The sequence below is a fragment of the Rhodococcus sp. GXMU-t2271 genome, assembly GCF_041414735.1.
Taxonomy (GTDB): domain Bacteria; phylum Actinomycetota; class Actinomycetes; order Mycobacteriales; family Mycobacteriaceae; genus Rhodococcus; species Rhodococcus indonesiensis.
The window spans coordinates 19,385-37,657 of sequence record NZ_JAUIZP010000029.1; the positions used below are offsets into that span (position 1 = coordinate 19,385).

Consider the following 18,273-nt stretch of genomic DNA (forward strand, 5'->3'; position numbering starts at 1 on the left):
TCCACACCGTCAGACAAAGAGGACCATCGACGTGCAGACCCACGAGATCCGCAGGCGCTTTCTCGACCACTTCGTGAAGGCGGGCCACACCGAGGTGCCCAGCGCGTCGCTGATCCTGGTCGATCCGAACCTCCTGTTCGTCAACGCCGGCATGGTCCCGTTCGTGCCCTACTTCCTCGGCCAGCAGACCCCCCCGTTCAGCACCGCGACCTCGGTGCAGAAGTGTGTGCGCACCCTCGACATCGAGGAGGTGGGCATCACCACCCGGCACAACACGTTCTTCCAGATGGCCGGCAACTTCTCGTTCGGCGACTACTTCAAGGAAGAGGCGATCGGGCACGCGTGGTCGTTGCTGACCGGCTCCGTCGACGACGGCGGCTACGGCATCGATCCCGAGAAGCTCTGGGCGACGGTGTATCTGGACGACGACGAGGCGTACTCGATCTGGCACGACAAGATCGGCGTCCCCGCCGAGCGCATCCAGCGCCGCGGCATGAAGGACAACTACTGGTCGATGGGCATCCCCGGTCCCTGCGGCCCCTGCTCGGAGATCTTCTACGACCGCGGCCCCGAATACGGTGCCCCGGGTGGCCCCGAGGCCGACGAGGACCGCTACATCGAGATCTGGAACCTCGTGTTCATGCAGAACGAGCGCGGCGAGGGCGGAGCCAAGGAGGGCTATCCGATCCTCGGGCCGCTGCCGAAGAAGAACATCGACACCGGCATGGGTGTCGAGCGAGTCGCGTTCCTGCTCCAGGGCGTCGAGAACGTCTACGAGACCGACCTGCTGCGCCCGGTCATCGACAAGGCCGCCGAGCTCACCGGCAGCGTCTACGGCGCCGACCACGCCTCGGACGTGCGCTTCCGGGTCATCGCCGACCATGCCCGCACCGCCGCGATGCTCATCGTCGACGGCGTCAACCCCGGCAACGACGGTCGCGGCTACGTCCTGCGCCGCCTGCTGCGCCGGATCGTGCGCTCCGCGCGTCTGCTCGGCGCCGACACGCCGACGATGGCCGAGTTCATGGCCGTCGTGCGCGACACCATGAGCCCGTCCTATCCGGAGCTGGCGACGGACTACTCGCGTATCGAGACCGTCGCCGTCGGTGAGGAGACCGCATTCCTCAAGACCCTGGGCACCGGCAGCAAGCTGTTCGAGGGCGCGGTCGAGTCCGCGAAAGCCCAGGGCAGGTCCGTTCTCGGCGGCACCGAGGCCTTCACCCTGCACGACACCTACGGGTTCCCCATCGACCTGACGCTGGAGATGGCCTCCGAGGCCGGTCTGACCGTCGACGAGGACGGCTTCCGTTCCCTCATGGCCGAGCAGCGTCAGCGCGCCAAGGACGACGCCCGTGCCCGCAAGCACGCCCACGCCGACCTGACCGTCTACAAGGAACTGCTCGACCGCGGCCCCACCGAGTTCACCGGCTTCACCGAACTGGTGACCGAGGCGACGGTGCTGGCCGTCATCACCGGCGGGGAACGGTTGCACGCGGCGCAGGCCGGCCAGAACGTCGAGCTGATCCTCGACCGCAGCCCCCTCTACGCCGAGGCCGGCGGTCAGATCGCCGACGTCGGCACCATCACCGCCGGCGGTCTGCGCATCAAGGTCGACGACGTCCAGAAGATCGCCAAGCAGCTGTGGGTGCACAAGGTGACCGTGCTCGAGGGGCAGGTCACCGAGGGCGACGCTGTCCTCGTGCAGGTCGACCCGTCCTGGCGCAAGGGCGCCACGCAGGGCCACTCGGGTACCCACCTGGTCCACGCCGCGCTGCGCGAAGTTCTCGGCCCCAACGCCGTGCAGGCCGGCTCGCTGAACAAGCCGGGCTACCTGCGGTTCGACTTCTCCTGGCCCGGAGCGCTCAGCGAGCAGCAGAAGGCCGACATCGAGGCCGTCACCAACGAGGCCGTCGCGGCGAACTACCCGGTCAACACCTTCGTCACGGACCTGGACAAGGCCAAGAAGATGGGTGCGATGGCGCTCTTCGGCGAGAACTACGGCGACGAGGTCCGCGTCGTGGAGATCGGCGGCCCGTTCTCGATGGAGCTGTGCGGCGGCACGCACGTCGAGCACTCCTCCCACGTCGGCACCGTCACCCTGCTCGGCGAGCAGTCCGTCGGCTCGGGCGTGCGCCGCGTCGAGGCATACGTCGGCCTGGACTCGTACCGGCACCTGGCCAAGGAACGGGCCCTGCTCGCCGGCCTGTCCTCGACCCTGAAGGTGCCCTCCGAGGAGGTGCCCGCGCGCGTCGAATCCCTGGTCGAGCGGTTGAAGGCGGCCGAGAAGGAACTCGAACGCACCCGCGCCGCCGCGGTGCTCGCTTCGGCCGGCACGTTCGCCGAGAAGGCGGAACGCACCGGCGATCTGCTCGTCGTCGCCGAGGCGGCCCCCGAGGGCGTGGCCGGCAACGACCTGCGCAGCCTCGCCTCCGACGTCCGCGGCCGGCTCGGCAGCGAGCCCGCCGTGGTGCTGCTCCTCGGTTCGGCCGACGGCAAGGTGCCGTTCGTCGTCGCCACCACCAAGGCCGCCCAGGCCAAGGGCATCAAGGCCGGCGACCTGGTCTCGAGCTTCGGGCCGGTCATCGGTGGCCGCGGCGGTGGCAAGCCCGACATGGCACAGGGATCCGGATCCGACCCCGCCGGTATCCCCGCGGCGTTGACCGCGTTCCGCGCCCGGCTCAGCGAGCTGGCCGGCTGATCGTGGCCGACTTCGCCGGTCCCGACCGTCCGGGTGTCGACGACCCCGGCCGCGGCCGCCGCATCGGCATCGACGTCGGAAGTGTCCGGATCGGTGTGGCCTCGTCCGATCCCGACGGGATCCTGGCCACCCCGGTCGAGACCGTGCCGCGCTCGAAGGAACGCGGGCCCGACGCGCCGGATATCCGGCGCATTGTGGACATCGTCACGGAGTACGAGGCCGTGGAGGTTATCGTCGGTCTGCCGCAGACCCTGCGCGGGGAGCCCGGCAAGGCCGCGAAACTGGCCCGTGACTTCGCGGGACGGTTGCGTCGGCGGATGACCGGGATTCCCGTGCGGATGGCCGACGAACGATTCACGACGGTCACTGCGGCGCGGGCCCTCCGCGAGAGCGGAGTCAGTGCGCGCGGTGCGCGGCCGGTGATCGACCAGGCCGCCGCCGTCGCCATCTTGCAGGGTTGGTTGGACGAGCGGAGTGCAGTGGTGAACGTGGCCGAGGACGGCAAGCCGGAGGACGGACGATGAGCCGGCACGGGAGGCCGGACGACGAGTCCACCGGGGCGGACCACGCCTTCGGAGACCGTCCCGGGTTCGGGTCCGCCCAGCAGGACGAGTGGTACCGGCCGCGGCACGGGACCGACGCTTCGCCGCCGTCCGCCGCCGGGGGCGGCCACCGCTACGAGCCTCCGACCCCTCCGGCCGGCGGGCACCCCTTCGACGACGCCCCCACCACTGAGCACGTCTACCGGCTCGACGAGTACGACCCCGGCACCCCGTCGCAGCCCGAGCTCCGCCCCTACGGCGGACACCCCGCCGACCACCCGGGTGCCGAAACCGAGGTCTTCGAGGCTCAGACCTACGAGCCCCAGGGCTACGGGCCCAGCGACTACGATCCCCGCGACCGCGACGGATACGACCCTGCACCGGGCACCTACCGACACGACGACGACGAGCAGCCGCCCACCTACGACGAGTCGGGCTACGACCAGTTCGGGTACGCCGCAGTCGACGACGATCCGCGCGGCTACCCCGAGGCGTCGGCAGCGGGACAGGACTGGACCGACTCCGTCGATCGCGCCGCCCCCGAACCTGTCGGGATGTCCCCGGCCCGCCGGGCCCACGCCCGCTCGGCCCGGGCCCGCCGCACACGCGGCCGGATCGTCGGCGTGCTCGCCGTCGCGGCCGTGCTGGTTCTGCTCCTCGGCGGCGGATTCTTCGCCTACCAGAAGTTCACCGGCCCCGACCTGCCACCCGACTACACCGGTGCGGGCGGTCCCGCCGTCGTCGTGCAGGTGCACCCGGGTGACACCGCCGAGCAGATCGGCGCCGCCTTCAAGGAAGCGGACATCGTCGCCAGCTCCGACGCCTTCTACAACGCCGCCGTCCAGAACCCCGGGATGAACTCGCTGCAGCCGGGCTTCTACTCGATCGCCAGCCGGCTTCCCGCCCGCGAGGCCGTCGCCGCCCTCGTCGACCCCGCGAACCGGGTGGGGGCGCTGGTGATTTCCGAGGGCCGGCAGTTGCACGACATCCGCGACGTCAACACCGGCGCGGTGCGCAAGGGGATCTACACCCTCATCGCGGAGGCCAGTTGCCTCGAACGCGACGGGCAACGCACGTGTCTGACCTACGAGGAACTCGACGCCGCGGGTGCGAGCACCGACCTCGCCGCGCTCGGTGTGCCGGAATGGGCGCGGGCCGCCGTCGCGAACGTGCCCGATCGCACTCGACAGCTCGAGGGACTCATTGCGGCCGGCCGCTGGGACTTCGATCCCACTGCCGGGGCCGCGGACATACTCCGGTACCTCGTCTCCACCAGCGCCGAGCGCTACGACGAGACGGGCATCACCCAGGCCGCGGCCAAGGTGGGGCTGACGCCGTACGAGATGCTCGTCTCTGCGTCCCTCGTGGAACGCGAGGCGCTGCCGGACGACTTCGCGAAGGTCGCCCGGGTGATCCTCAATCGCCTGAAGATCGGGCAGCCGTTGCAGTTCGACTCGACGGTCAACTACGCCCTCGACGAAACCGAGCTGGCGACGACCGATGCCGATCGGGCGCAGGTCACCCCCTGGAACACGTACGCGAGCCCGGGACTGCCCGCCACCCCGATCTCGTCGCCGAGCATCGAGGCGCTGCAGGCCGTGGAGAACCCGGAGACGGGGAACTGGACGTACTTCGTGACCATCGACGCTCAGGGCACGACCCTGTTCGCCGACAACTACGACGAACACCTGACGAATACGCAGCAGGCGCTGGACAGCGGAATCCTCGACAGTGGCAGATGACGACAGTGGCAGATGACATCGTGACCGGAGCCCGCAGGGCCGCGGTCCTCGGCAGCCCCATCGCGCATTCGAAGTCCCCGTTGCTGCACCTGGCTGCCTACCGGGCGCTGGGTCTGACGGACTGGACCTACGAACGCATCGAATGCACGGGCGAGCAGCTGCCGGCCCTCGTGTCCGGACTCGGGCCCGAGTGGGTCGGGGTGTCGGTGACGATGCCCGGCAAATTCGCGGCCCTCGAGTTCGCGACCGAGCGCACCGACCGGGCCGTGCTGATCGGCTCGGCGAACACCCTGGTGCGGACCGCGGACGGCTGGCGGGCCGACTGTACCGACGTCGACGGCGTCACCGGCGCGCTGCGCGCCGCCGGCGTCGGGGACCTGGCCGGCGCTTCGGCGGTGGTGGTCGGGGCCGGGGGGACCGCGCGGCCGGCCCTGGTGGGGCTCGCCGAGCTCGGGGTCACCTCGGTGACCGTCGTCGCCCGCAACGAGGTCCGGGCCGCCGAGACGTTCGACTGCGCCGAGGCGGTAGGTATGAAGCCGCGTTGGTTGCCGTTCGACGCCCCGGAACTCGCGGACGTGTGCGCGAGCGCGGGTGCGCTCGTGAGCACCGTGCCGGCGGCCGCGGCGGCGCCCTACGCGCAGCAGCTCGGCCGCGCACCGTTCGTCCTCGACGCGATCTACGACCCGTGGCCCACCCCGCTCGCCGAGGCCGCAACGGCGCACGGATCCGTCGTGGTGGGCGGCCTGCAGATGCTGCTGCATCAGGCATTCGGCCAGGTCGAGCAGTTCACCGGTCGACCCGCACCGAAGGCGGAGATGGCCGCCGCCCTCGCCGGTTGACGGCGCGTCGGGTGACGACGCGGCGTGCTCGGCTCCGGCGACGCCCGTGGCAACGGGGGTGCTCGTCGGAAAGGCTCCCGGTGCGGTGCGAGGAACGACTGTGCTCGACGCTACCCGCACGCGACGGCGCGGATCGTGCGACGGGACGGATCGCCGTCATACGACCCGGCGCCGGGCGCGGTCAGTAGTAGTCGGCCCGGGGGTTCCACGTCGAGATCGCCCAGATGACCACGACGTCCAAGGCGATGATCAGGATCGACCACCACGGGTAGTACGGCAACCACAGGAAATTCGCCAGAATGGACAGCGCGGCGATGATGATGGCCGCCACCCGTGCCCACGTCGCGCCGGTGATCAGCGCGATGCCGACGACGACGATCACGACACCCATGACGATGTGGATCCATCCCCAGGTCGTGAGATCGAACTTGAAGGTGTACTCCTGGCCCTGGACGATCACTTCGTCCTCGGCGACCGCCGCAATCCCCTGGAAGAACTGCAGGACTCCGATCGTGGCCATGATGACCGCGGCTCCGATCGACGTCCCCGCCGCGACGGCCTGTTTCGTGGACATGGGTTCCGGTTCGACATGCACGTTGTGTGACACGGTCGTCTCCCTCTCCGAACGGATCTGACGGGTCGAGTGTGCGCCGGGTTGCACAGGTCCAGCAGGGACTTTCGTCCCATTCTCGGTATCGGCGCGGTCACGCACCCCTCGCGCTCCTCTTTTCGGCGACGAGGCGGGAGCAATCCGGTTGCCTGCCCGAAGACAGCCTGCCCGAAAACCGGATGCGCGCAGACATGTGCGAGCTATCGTCGAACATGCAGTGGACCGGTTCTCCGTTCCCCGGTCGGCGTCGCCACCATGCGGGTGTGGCGCCGTGAAACCGCCCGAACTGCTGCCGAAGACCGATCCCGTCGCTGAAACGAGGCACCCGGTGACCGATTCCGACATCGACGAGATGGGTCCGGTCGACTATCTCGTCATCGAGTTCCCCGCCGACCGTCCGCCCGACGGGTCGGCGCTGCCCCTGCTGCGCGATCTCGTCGAGCGCGGCATCGTCCGAGTGCTGGACCTGGCGTTCGTCCAGAAGGATCCGGACGGCTCCGTCGCCGGGATCGACATCGCCGACGTCGGACTCGAGGGCGAGGTCGATGTCACACTGTTCGCGGAAGCCGCCTCCGGTCTGCTCGACGACACCGACTTCGCCGAAGCCGGTGCCGCGCTCGAGCCGGGTTGTTCGGCGGCGGTGCTCGTGTACGAGAACACGTGGGCAGCACCCTTCGCTCGCGCTCTGCGCCGCAACGGCGCCCAGCTCGTTGCGTCGGGCCGGATTCCCGTGCAGAGCATCCTGTCGTCCCTGGATCGGATCGAGTCCGAAAGCTGAGAACAGCCAGAGGGATTGGGCTACGTCGATCCTTCGAGTATGCAGAGGAGTGCGTCATGCCCGGACTGCTGCGGGGCGTCGCCCGCACGGCCGTGGTGGCGGGAACCGCTACCGCCGTCTCCAACCGTGTATCCCGGCGACAGGGTCAGCGCTGGGCGGGGCAGGAGCAAGCGCAATACGAACGCTACGAGCAGTATCCGCCTGAACCCGCACCGCCGCCGGCCGCCCCGGCCGCCCAGGGAGGGACGGACCGGATCGCCGCATTGAAGGACCTCGCCGAGCTGAAGGCGCAGGGCGTGCTCACCGAGGCCGAGTTCGCAGCCGAGAAGGCCCGGATCCTGGCTTCCTGACCGGCCGACCTCGAGCCCTACCGCGGTGAAGCATCCTGCGGGCGGGCGTGTCCCGGCGCCTGCGGGCCCGACATGCTCGGACTCTGGGTCATCCGCTCCCCGAGTCGTACGTGCGGCCGGATCGTAGGTGCGCGATCCTGATTCGCTGTCAGCGGTGATGGACACGCTGCGGTGCCACTGCGGCCGCGACGGGGATGGGGGGCGGCGGCGCCGAACGCCGGCGTCGCCGCAGTACCTTCTCGCCTTCGATGACGACCGGAACGAGGAGCGACCAACCCACGCAGGCGAGCCACTGGCCGCCGGTCAGTGAGGTGGTCATCAGCAGGTCCTGGAGGAAGCCGGCCTCGACGGCGAACACCGTGACGACGACGGGGATGGACAGGATTCCGAGAGCCCTGAGGACAGGAGCGGTCATCCCCGACTCCGGGTCTCGGCGCAGGGCGAGTCCGCTCAGGATGGAACCGAACGACAAGACCACGAATGCGGTCGTCATCGGGACATTGGCCGCGGTGGGGCTCATCTCGCCGGGAGCGAGGAGCATCGCAGCGAGGGTGACGGCGAACTGCAGGATGCCATATGCCAGCCACTGCAGTAGCGCCGTGCGGTTCGCGATCGGCACCCCGGGGTCGCGGGGCGTCTTGGTCATCAGGTTCGGCGGTGGCGGGTCGAGCATGATGACCGCAACCGGAAAGAGGGTGATGAAGAAGTGCTGGAACAGCACCATCAGCGGCGTGAGCGCGACGCCGTCGTTGATGTCGAAGATGCTCGCGACGAGGAACAGCAGGACGAGTGAGAACAGCTTGGACATCTGGTAGCGGATGTAGGACACGATCTTGTCGTAGATGCTGCGGCCCAACCTGATCGCGGTGATCAACGTCCCGAAGTTGTCGTCCGTGAGCACCATCTTGCCGGCCTGCTTGGTGACCTCGCTGCCCGAGCCCATGGCCACCCCGATGTCGGCCTTCTTCAGGGCCGCGGCGTCGTTGACGGCATCGCCGGTCATGGCCACTACCGCGCCGCTCCGCTGCATGAGGTCGGCCAGCCGGAGCTTGTCCTGCGGAGTGACGCGGCCGAAGACGTGCAGGTTCGGCAACGCTGCCGTCAGTTCCTCGTCCGACATGGCGTGCAGTTCGGCCCCGCCGATCGCGCCCGGCCCGAGACCGAGTTCGGCACCGATCGCCGACGCTGTGATCGCGTGGTCGCCGGTGATCATGCGGACCTCGATGCCGGCCGCTCGCGCGGTGCGGACCGAGTCGACGGCCTCCGGGCGAAGCGGATCGATGATGCCGACCATCCCGGCGAAGATGAGCTCACCGACGAACGACATCGGGTCGGCCTGCACCGCCTCTTCCCGACCGTCGAGCAGGCGGACCGCGAACGCCAGCACGCGCAACCCCTGCTCCGAGAGAGTTCGGTTGGCCGCGGCCAGGTCGTCGCGGACCTCCTCGATCGGTACCTCCCGACGGCCCGGCTGGTAGGCGCTGGTGCAGCGGGCGAGGACGACATCGGGTCCACCCTTGACGAGTTCCACGAATCGGGTGGTGCCGTCGACCGGTAGGTGGTGGAACGTCGCCATGAACTTGTAAGCGGAGTCGAACGGCACCTCCGCGACCCGCGGATACGTCCGCCGGGTCAGCGGAGCGTCGATCCCGATCTTCGCGGCGAGCACCACGAGCGCGGCCTCGGTGGGATCGCCGACGATGTCGCCGGTGTCGGAGACGGTGGCGTCGCTGTCCAGGCACAGGCCGTACGCGAGCAGGGTGAAGTCCGGAACCTCCAGGCCGGCAGCCTGGGCAATCCTCCCTGTCTTGTCGTAGCCCTCGCCGTCCACGGTGTACCAGCGGCCGTGGAAGTACAGGGACCGGACGGTCATCTGGTTCATGGTCAAGGTGCCGGTCTTGTCCGAGTTGATCGCGCTGGTGGCACCGAGTGTCTCGACGTCGGTGAGGTTCTTCACGACGGCCTTGGCGTCCGCCAGTTGACGAGCCCCGAAGGCGAGCATGGCCTGGACGAACGTGGGCAGACCGGTGGGGATGGCGGACACCCCCATGGAGATGCCCAGCAGCAGCAGCGTCGCCAGTTCCTGCCCCCGAACCAACCCGATGATCACGATGATCGCGACCGCAGCCCACGCAATGATCCCGAGAATCTTGGTCAGTGAGTCCAGCTCGCGCTGAAGGGGCGACTTGCTCGGTGCGACGGCCGACAGCATCGACGCGATCCGGCCCATCTCCGTGTGCATGCCGGTTTCCGTGACGATCATCGTGGCGGTGCCCCGGGTGACCGACGTGTTCTGGAAGACCATGTTGCTGCGGTCGCCGAGGGCGACATCGGCGGTGTCGAGCGTGTGTGGGTCCTTCGGGACGGGGGTGCTTTCACCCGTCAGCGCCGCCTCCTGCGTCTCGAGGGTGGCCGTCGTGAGCAGCCGGCCGTCGGCGGGCACGATGTCGCCCGCCTCCACTTGCACGATGTCGCCCGGGACGAGATCGGTGGCGGCGAGCTGAACCAGGGCGCCGGCACGGATCACGCGCGTCTGCGGGGTCTGCATCCTCGCGAGCGCATCGACGCTGGCACGAGCCTTCAGTTCCTGTTGCGTGCCCAGCACGATGTTGAGTCCGACGAGCACCACGACCACGATCGCCGTCGGTACCTCACCGATGACGATGCTGACGACGGCGACCGCGACCAGCATCAGGTTCATCGGATCTTCGAGCTGCCGAAGCGCGATCGCCCACATCGACGGTCCGGGCTCGGAGGCGATCTCGTTGAGGCCGTACCGGCGGCGGCGGGCACCGGCTTCTCCCGCGGTCAACCCCGAGTGCCGATCCGAGTTCAGCGCCGCGACAACGGTATCCGGCTCCTGGATGTGCCAGGTGTTCCGCTCGGCCTGCACGTCGTCGGTGTCGGTGGGATGCCCCTGATCCGGGGGGTGTTCGGTGAGAGCCATGATCGCTTCTCCTCGCCGGAGACGACTCGTCGGAGACGACTCCTCAGAAGGGCGTGGGGATCCAGTGCAGTTGCTGCCTGGGCGTCCGGTATCCGTGCGGACCTCGACGCTCCGGCAGGGTGATGTCGCGGTGTTCGAGCGGTTCGTAGGGAATCTGGCTCAGCAGGTGGCTGACGACATTGAGCCGGCCGCGCTTCTTGTCGTCGTTGTCGGCGACAAACCAGGGTGCCCAGCCGGTGTCGGTGTAGCGGAACATCTCGTCGCGTGCCCGCGAATAGTCGTACCACCGGCTGTACGACTGTAGATCGAGGTCCGAGAGCTTCCAGATCCTGCGCGGATCGTCGATCCGGCGTTGCAGCCGCGCCGTCTGCTGTTCCTGACTCACCTCGAGCCAGTACTTGAGCAGAACGATGCCCGAGTCGACGATCGCCCGTTCGACCGCGGGCGTCATCTCGAGGAAGTGCCGCGCTTCCTCTTCGGTACAGAACCCCATCACCCGTTCGACTCCCGCGCGGTTGTACCAACTGCGGTCGAAGATCACCACCTCGCCACCGGCCGGCAGATGCGGAAGGTACCGCTGCACGTACATCTGGCTCTTCTCGCGCTCGGTCGGCGCGGGCAGGGCGACCACGCGGAACACACGCGGGCTGACGCGTTCGGTGATCGCCTTGATGACGCCGCCCTTTCCGGCGGTGTCGCGGCCCTCGAACAGGATGCAGACCTTCGCGCCGGACGATCTGACCCATTCCTGCATGGCGACGAGTTCACCCTGGAGCGGTTTGAGACGTCGTAGATATTCCTTGTTCTTCATCGGCTTCTTCGCCGGCGCGCCCGGTTCCGCGGCAGGCGAATGAAGCTCCCCGACTTCGGCAGCGCGCTCCCGGCCGTGGCCGCCCTTCGACGCCTTCTTCCGGGCCGACTTGGAACCCATGACCGAATCTCCCGATGTGTGGACTGGAGGCGACGGGCCTCATCGAACGGCCGGCACTTTCCGGAGCGATCTCCGGATGGTGCATGGAAGCGATTTTCCATCAGTGCCGAGAAATCCGCCGGACTTCGACCATTTCGCCGGCTCTATCACGGCGGCGCAACGGCGGCGGTGGACGCTCGAAATCGCCACCTCCGGTTCTTCGAATGCCCGAGAATGTCACTGCCCACGCAATGCACGAGTCGGTGCATCACTCCATCGAGCGGAAGGGCTCGCCATGGCAGACGGTCTCGACTCCCCGCGCCCGTCCTCGACCCTGCGGCGGATGCTGGTGCCGCTGGCTCTGGCGCAGTTCATCTGCAGCTTCGCCGGGTCGAACATGAACGTGATGATCAACGACATCAGTGCGGATCTCGGGACGACTGTGCAGGGTGTGCAGACCGCGATCACCGTGTTCCTGCTGGTGATGGCCGCGTTCATGATCCCCGGAGGCAAGCTGACCGACCGGTGGGGGCGTAAGCGGTGCTTCGTGCTCGGTCTCGTTCTGTACGGCATCGGGGCGTTGATCAGCGCGGTCTCGCCCAACCTCGGGGTACTGATCATCGGCAACTCGATCCTCGAAGGGGTGGGCACCGCGCTGCTGATTCCGCCGGTGTACATCCTCACCACGATGCTCTTCAGTGATCTGACCTCTCGAGCGCGGGCATTCGGTGTCATCACCGGGATGGGCGGCATCGGAGCGGCAGCAGGCCCGCTGATCGGTGGTGTCATCACCACCGGCATCGACTGGCGAGCGGCCTTCGTGTTCCAGGCGCTGATCATCGGAGCGATCCTCGTGCTCAGCCGGGGGATCGTGGACCCGGTGCCTCCCGACCCGGCGCGACCGTTCGACGCCGTCGGCGCCCTCCTTTCCGCCGCCGGCCTGGTCTGCCTCGTGATGGGGATCCTGCAGGCAGACACCGATGTCGTCCTGATGGCGATCCTGGTCGTGGTAGGAGCGCTGTTCATCATGGGGTTCCTGCTGTACGTGCGGGCCCGTGAACGGGCCGGCAAAGAGCCCCTGCTGTCGCTGTCACTGTTCCGCAACCGCACCTCGAACCTCGCGCTGGTGACGCAGAACATCCAGTGGTTGCTGCTGATGGGGATCGCGTTCGTCGTTTCCGCCTTCCTGCAGGTCGTCCGGGGCTACAACGCAATCGAGACCGGCGTGATCTTCACCGCGGCCACGGCCGGCATCCTCGGTGCCTCGCTCGTGGCGGAGCGGCTGACAGCGAAGTACCCGCAGCGCACGCTGATCACGGCCGGGTTCGTCACCACCCTCGCGGGTGTCGGTGTCCTTCTCCTGCTGGTGCGGGCTTGGACGAGTGCATGGGCGTTCGCGCCCGGGCTGCTGCTCATCGGTATCGGCCTCGGGACGATGCTGACGCCGTCGGTCAACGTGGTGCAGTCCGCATTCGCGGAGGAGCGTCAAGGCGAGATCTCGGGGTTGTCGCGGTGCGTCTCCAATCTCGGATCGTCGCTGGGTACGGCTGTGGCGGGTACCGTCCTGGTCGCCGGGTTGACCTCGCCCGACCGTGCGTACGCGCTGGCCATGATCGTGCTAGCCGTCCTCGGTCTGATCGGGTTGGTGGCGGCGCTGCTTCTCCCCGGCACACCCGATCGAGCTCCGGCACCACGTTGACGGTTTCGGGGGCTTTGCGTATATGGGCGGCGTACGATATGTACGGTCGTCCCGCAAAAGGGGCCACATGGATGCGAGAGAGCATGCCGGGTGCTGGTGCCGACGCTGTCACGGTCGATCGGCTTACCACCGATTTCGGTGGCGATGTACCACCCGCGGCCTTCGAGGCCGCGGTGGTGGTGAGCGTCGGTAATTCGAGCGGGGTTCCGGAGTCGGATCTGCCGGAACCCGGGGGACGGTTCCTCCGTCGGGGTCCGCTGAACTCGGTCGAGTCGCGGACGACGGCGGTACCGTAGCGCGCCGGGATCGCCGTAGCAGGATCCGAGAATTTCATTCCGGCCGGCTTCGAGGGAATCACCTTGCCGGTCCGGTCGAGGAGGCTGACCTGATGGATTCCTTCTGGGATTACGTGTGGTACACGGTCGTCGTATTCGCCTTCGTGGCGTATCTGATCGTGCTGTTCCAGATTCTCGTCGACCTGTTCCGCGATCACACCGTGTCCGGCTTCGCCAAGGCGGTGTGGGTGGTCGTGCTGGTGCTCTTCCCGTACATCAGCGCACTGGTCTACCTGATCGTCCGCGGCCGGGGGATGGCGCTGCGGGCGCAGCAGGCACAGGCGGAAGCCAGGCAGGCCACCGACGAGTACATCCGGAACGTGGCGGCCGGCAAGTCCCCGGCCGAGCAGATCGCCGATGCCAAGGCGCTACTCGACTCGGGTGCGATCACGGCCGCGGAGTTCGAGCACCTCAAAGCTCAGGCGCTGGGACGGGGTACCGCTGGGCGTGACGGCGTCCCCGTCGGCTGAGTCGCCGTGCGGGACCGGATGCCCGGTGCCAGCGTTCTCCCGTCCTGTCGGGGAGGGCAGGTGGCCGGCAGTCGCGCACGTGAGCGGATCCGTTGCGGCAGAAGCAGATCCCGACTGTCGGGGCCGGCTCCGCCGGAGCCGGCCGGTGCACGGGGAAGGAGTGCGACATGGTCTACAGTGCCCTCGGCCCGAGGAGCGATGTCCGTCCCGCACCGCCGCGCTCGGCTGTTCAGCCGGCCGCCGGCGACCTGAAGCGCGGCGCCCGGGACGTGCCCCCGGCGGTCGGGGACGAGGCCGTGCAACTCGAGCTGGTCGTCACTCGCCTCGCCGTGCGCTTTCCGTCGATGTCGCGCGGCGACATCGAGGTCGTGGTGCGGACCGTCGAGAAGCGGTTCGCCGATGCGAAGGTCCGGGACTTCCTGTCCCTGTTGATCGAGAAGGCAGCCCGCCGCGAGATCGATGAGGGCACAGCGTCGTCTCGGATCGAACTCGCGTAGGCGGACGGCGATGACAGCGCACGGACCCAGGGTGGAGGACGAACCGGCGGCGAGCACGCCCGGGAAGCAGAACAGCGGAGTCCGTGCTGCCGGCACCGAGCCCCAGGACGCGCCGAGTGCGGACGACACGGATCGCGAGACCGGGCGCCGCCGGAGGTTGCTGTTCGTCACCCTTCCGGGGTGCTGGGGCGCACTGCTCTTCGCGTGCCTGTCGTTCACGCCGTCGCTGCTGCCTCGAGGAGGCCTGCTCCAGGGCGTGATCTGCGGCATCACCGCCGCGATCGGCTACGGGCTGGGAGTATTCGCGGCGTACGTGTGGCGCGCCTTCGCCGATCGCGGTCCCCGGCGCCCGCGGCGCGGCTCCTGGTACGTCTTCCTCGCCGCGGCGACGGTGCTGTTCGTCGGCTCCTTCGCCGCCGGACAATACTGGCAGCACCAGATCCGCACGTTGATGGGAGTCACCGAGTACAACGTCGCGCTCGTCGTCCTCTCGCCGTTCGTGGCAGTGCTCGTCTTCGGTCTCCTGCTCGCGATCGGACGTGGCGTGCGGGGCGCGTACCGGTGGCTGACCACTCTGCTCGACAGATGGATCGGGCATCGCGCGGCGAGGGTGCTCGGGTGGATCGCGGTCGCCTGGCTGGTCTACGCGGTCGTCTCGGGTGTGCTGCTCGGTGGCCTCGTCAACGTCGCCAACTCCGCATTCTCTCTGCGCGACACCACGACTCCCGAGGGCGTGCAGCAACCCGAGACGAGTCTGCGATCGGGTGGACCGGGTTCGGTGGTGCCGTGGGACTCGTTGGGGTACCAGGGGCGCACCTTCATCGGCTCGGGCCCCACCACCGAGGAGATCGCACAGTTCGTCGGCCGCCCGGCTGTGGAGCCGATTCGGACGTATGCCGGTCTGGCGTCGGCGGACGACTCCGAGGCTCGGGCAGCGGCGGCGGTCCAGGATCTGGAGCGTGCCGGAGGCTTCGAGCGGGCGAATCTGCTCGTGGTCACGACCACGGGGAGCGGGTGGGTGGACCCGGCGCTGGTGGATTCGTTCGAGTACCTCACCGGGGGCGACGCGGCGACCGTGACGGTCCAGTATTCGTACCTGCCGTCGTGGATCTCCTATCTGGTGGACCAATCGAAGGCTCGGCAGGCCGGTCGCGATCTGTTCGACGCGGTGTACGACGTGTGGTCGAAGCTGCCCCAGGACGCCCGTCCCCGACTGTTCGTCGCCGGAGAGAGTCTCGGCTCGTTCGGCGGCGAGACCGCCTTCAGCGGCGAATACGATCTGCGTAACCGCACCTCGGGAACCGTGTTCGCCGGGCCCCCCAACTTCAACACGCTGTTCCGGGAATTCAGCGACCGGCGTGAACCCGGCAGTCCGGAGGTCGAACCGGTCTACAAGGACGGGCGCACCGTGCGGTTCACCAACGATCCGCAGGGCGGCATTCCTCCCGCGGATCGTCCGTGGGACGGCAGCCGGGTGCTGTACCTGATGCATCCGTCCGATCCCATCGTGTGGTGGAGCCCGAATCTGATTCTCCGCGAACCGGACTGGATCGGGGAGGCACCCGGCCGGGACGTGCTCGAGGACATGGTCTGGATTCCGTTCGTCACGTTCTGGCAGGTCACCGCCGATCTGCCGTTCTCCACGGGAGTGCCCGGCGGCCACGGCCACAAATACACCGGCGAGTACGTCGACGGCTTGAACACGGTCGTGCAGCCGGTGGGGATCACCACCGAGCAACTCGCCACCCTCCGGGACATCATCGACGCGGGGGAGTAGGGCACCGGTCGATGCGGATCGCCGTCCTCCCGCGCACGGCGTTCGGGATCCGGTCGACGCAGCGCGGCACGAGCGGCCGCGTCCCGTCGGATGCCGGCGAGGCCGTGCCACGAAATCCGTTCGCGCGGCAGCAGGTATGCGGACTGCCCGAAGTGCGGTGAGCGCCCTGTGGGCGGTGCCATACTTGCGGAATGTCTCGGAGGCGAGCTCTCGCTCGACTGCCCGGAGTCGAGACGGTACGCGGCTACCGTCGGGACTGGCTGCGCTCGGATCTCGTCGCGGGTCTCGTTCTCACTGCCCTGTTGATCCCCGCCGGCATGGGATACGCCGAGGCGGCGGGACTGCCCGCGTACGCGGGCCTCTACGCGACGATCGTTCCGCTGCTCGCCTACGCGATCGTGGGGCCGTCCAAGATCCTCGTCCTCGGCCCCGATTCGTCGCTGGCGCCGTTGATCGCGGCGGCGGTGGTGCCGCTGGCCGTGACCGACGACCCCGAGAGCGCCCTCGCATTGGCCGGCGTCCTCGCCGTGCTCGTGGGTGCCATCATGATCGCGGGCGGATTCCTGAACCTCGGCTTCGTCACCGAGCTGCTGTCCAAGCCGTTGCGGCTGGGATACCTCAACGCCATCGCGCTCGTCGTCATCGTCGGGCAGTTGCCGAAGCTGCTGGGCTTCTCGGTGGACGCGTCCGGGTTGCTCGGTGAGATCGGCGCGATCGCCCGCGCGGTGGGGGACGGGCAGGTGGATCCGACAGCTGCCTGGGTCGGAGTCGCATCGCTGCTGGTCATCGTGGGTTTCAAGGTGCTGCATTCGAGGGTCCCGGGGGTGCTCGTCGCGGTCGTGGGAGCCGTGATCGTGGCCGCGGTGGCGGATCTGAGCGACGACATCGACATGGTCGGCGCACTGCCCGAGGGCCTGCCGCGTCCCTCGTTCGGCGGGGTCGACTGGGGTGACGTCGCGTCTCTGGTGGGACCGGCCGCGGGCATCGCGCTGATCGCATTCGCCGACTCCGGTGTGCTCTCCCGCACCTTCGCTGCCCGGCGGGGGGAGAACGTCGACGGGAACACGGAGATGAAGGCGATCGGGGTCGCCAACGTGGCCAGTGGCATGTTCGGGGGGTTTCCCATCTCTGCCAGCGGATCGCGCACGCCTGTGGCAGAGCAGAGCGGGGCGCGTACCCAGCTTGCCGGCGTGGTCGGCGCCGTGGCGGTGCTGTTGTTCGTCCTCCTGGCACCGGGAGTGACCGCGTACCTGCCCCAGGCGACCCTCGGAGCGGTGGTGATCGTCGCGGCGACGGCGCTGGTCGACGTCCGCGGGCTGGTGCAGATGTGGCGTATGAGCCGGACGGAGGCGTTGCTCGCGGCCGCGGCATTCGTCGGCGTCGCGCTGGTGGGAGTCCTGCAGGGCATCCTGGTCGCGATCGGACTGTCGTTCCTCGCGGTGGTGGTGCGGGTGTGGCAGCCGTACCGGGCCGAATTGGTGGCCGTGCCCGATCGGGAGGGCTTCCACGACCTCGCCCGTCATCCCGAGGGCCGGCGCATCCCGGGATTGGTCATCGTCCGATTCGACGCCCCGCTGTTCTTCGCCAACGGGGAGATGTTCGATCGCTACGTCCGCTCGCTGGTGACCGATTCTCCCCGTCCGGTCGAATGGGTCGTGCTCGCCGCCGAACCCATCATCGGATTGGACACCACCGCGGTCGACGAACTCGTCGACCTCGACCGCTACCTGGAGAGTTGCGGCATCAGGCTGGTGTTCGCGGAGATGAAGGGCCCGATCAAGGATCGGCTGGTGCGGTTCGGGGTCGGCGACCGCTTCGATCCGTCCCGCTTCTACCCCACGCTCGAGGCGGCAGTGGACGCGTTCGAGTCCCGCGACCGGTCGCACGACCGGACCCGGCCACAAGACGAGGGGGCAGGTCCGTGACCGTCCACTCGCACGGCACCGTGCCCCTGTGTCACCGTGCGCCTGTGTCGGTGCCGGTGGACGGTCCCGTGGGACAGCAGATGGATCGGGCCGAGTCCTGACGGCGACCTCGGCATTCTCGAGTCGGGGACGGCGCCGGTGTGATGCAATGAGA

At 68.6% G+C, this 18,273-nt stretch carries 14 protein-coding genes; 11 read left to right on the plus strand and 3 right to left on the minus strand.

What is annotated here, in order from left to right:
* Window positions 1-31: 31 nt before the first annotated feature.
* From alaS to QYS60_RS11255, 4 genes are read left to right on the plus strand one after another with little or no spacing between them, the layout of a single operon-like run.
* Window positions 32-2,698 (plus strand): alanine--tRNA ligase, encoded by a 2,667-nt coding sequence (alaS, locus tag QYS60_RS11240; RefSeq protein WP_371383189.1) that lies wholly within the window; start codon window positions 32-34, stop codon window positions 2,696-2,698.
* Window positions 2,698-3,222, plus strand: coding sequence for a Holliday junction resolvase RuvX (gene ruvX / locus QYS60_RS11245; protein ID WP_371383303.1), 525 nt, complete (start codon window positions 2,698-2,700; stop codon window positions 3,220-3,222). Before alaS ends, ruvX begins: the two co-directional genes overlap by 1 nt.
* Window positions 3,219-4,982, plus strand: coding sequence for an endolytic transglycosylase MltG (mltG, locus tag QYS60_RS11250; protein WP_371383191.1), 1,764 nt, complete (start codon window positions 3,219-3,221; stop codon window positions 4,980-4,982). Before ruvX ends, mltG begins: the two co-directional genes overlap by 4 nt.
* A complete protein-coding gene (locus QYS60_RS11255) occupies window positions 4,979-5,821 on the plus strand; it encodes a shikimate dehydrogenase (protein ID WP_052033930.1) in 843 nt (280 codons plus the stop codon). Before mltG ends, QYS60_RS11255 begins: the two co-directional genes overlap by 4 nt.
* Before the next feature lie 181 nt (window positions 5,822-6,002).
* Here QYS60_RS11255 and QYS60_RS11260 read toward each other — a convergent pair whose 3' ends face one another.
* Window positions 6,003-6,395 (minus strand): hypothetical protein, encoded by a 393-nt coding sequence (locus tag QYS60_RS11260; RefSeq protein WP_225222415.1) that lies wholly within the window; start codon window positions 6,393-6,395, stop codon window positions 6,003-6,005.
* A 364-nt stretch (window positions 6,396-6,759) separates the two neighbouring features.
* Between QYS60_RS11260 and QYS60_RS11265 the strand changes: the two genes are divergently transcribed.
* Both QYS60_RS11265 and QYS60_RS11270 read left to right on the plus strand, forming a co-directional pair.
* On the plus strand, window positions 6,760-7,209 hold the full coding sequence (locus QYS60_RS11265) for a DUF6325 family protein (protein WP_029540091.1): 450 nt from the start codon (window positions 6,760-6,762) through the stop codon (window positions 7,207-7,209).
* 56 nt (window positions 7,210-7,265) lie between these two features.
* Window positions 7,266-7,559, plus strand: a complete 294-nt coding sequence (locus tag QYS60_RS11270) for an SHOCT domain-containing protein (protein WP_289380093.1) — start codon at window positions 7,266-7,268, stop codon at window positions 7,557-7,559.
* Window positions 7,560-7,707: 148 nt separating this feature from the next.
* Here QYS60_RS11270 and QYS60_RS11275 read toward each other — a convergent pair whose 3' ends face one another.
* Window positions 7,708-10,506 carry a cation-transporting P-type ATPase gene (locus QYS60_RS11275; protein ID WP_289380094.1) on the minus strand — a complete coding sequence of 933 codons (2,799 nt, stop codon included), beginning with the start codon at window positions 10,504-10,506 and terminating at the stop codon, window positions 7,708-7,710.
* 43 nt (window positions 10,507-10,549) lie between these two features.
* Window positions 10,550-11,437 (minus strand): polyphosphate kinase 2, encoded by an 888-nt coding sequence (gene ppk2, locus QYS60_RS11280; protein WP_289380095.1) that lies wholly within the window; start codon window positions 11,435-11,437, stop codon window positions 10,550-10,552.
* 274 nt (window positions 11,438-11,711) lie between these two features.
* Here ppk2 and QYS60_RS11285 point away from each other — a divergent pair, with 274 nt between their 5' ends.
* From QYS60_RS11285 to QYS60_RS11305, 5 genes are all read left to right on the plus strand, one after another.
* Window positions 11,712-13,115, plus strand: coding sequence for an MFS transporter (locus QYS60_RS11285; RefSeq protein ID WP_371383193.1), 1,404 nt, complete (start codon window positions 11,712-11,714; stop codon window positions 13,113-13,115).
* 388 nt (window positions 13,116-13,503) lie between these two features.
* Entirely contained in the window at window positions 13,504-13,920 is a 417-nt protein-coding gene (locus tag QYS60_RS11290; protein WP_371383194.1) for an SHOCT domain-containing protein, read from the plus strand.
* Window positions 13,921-14,087: 167 nt separating this feature from the next.
* Window positions 14,088-14,417, plus strand: coding sequence for a three-helix bundle dimerization domain-containing protein (locus tag QYS60_RS11295; protein WP_371383195.1), 330 nt, complete (start codon window positions 14,088-14,090; stop codon window positions 14,415-14,417).
* Between the two features lie 31 nt (window positions 14,418-14,448).
* Entirely contained in the window at window positions 14,449-16,194 is a 1,746-nt protein-coding gene (locus tag QYS60_RS11300; RefSeq protein ID WP_003935449.1) for an alpha/beta-hydrolase family protein, read from the plus strand.
* Window positions 16,195-16,385: 191 nt separating this feature from the next.
* Window positions 16,386-18,119, plus strand: coding sequence for a SulP family inorganic anion transporter (locus QYS60_RS11305; RefSeq protein WP_371383197.1), 1,734 nt, complete (start codon window positions 16,386-16,388; stop codon window positions 18,117-18,119).
* Window positions 18,120-18,273: the final 154 nt, after the last annotated feature.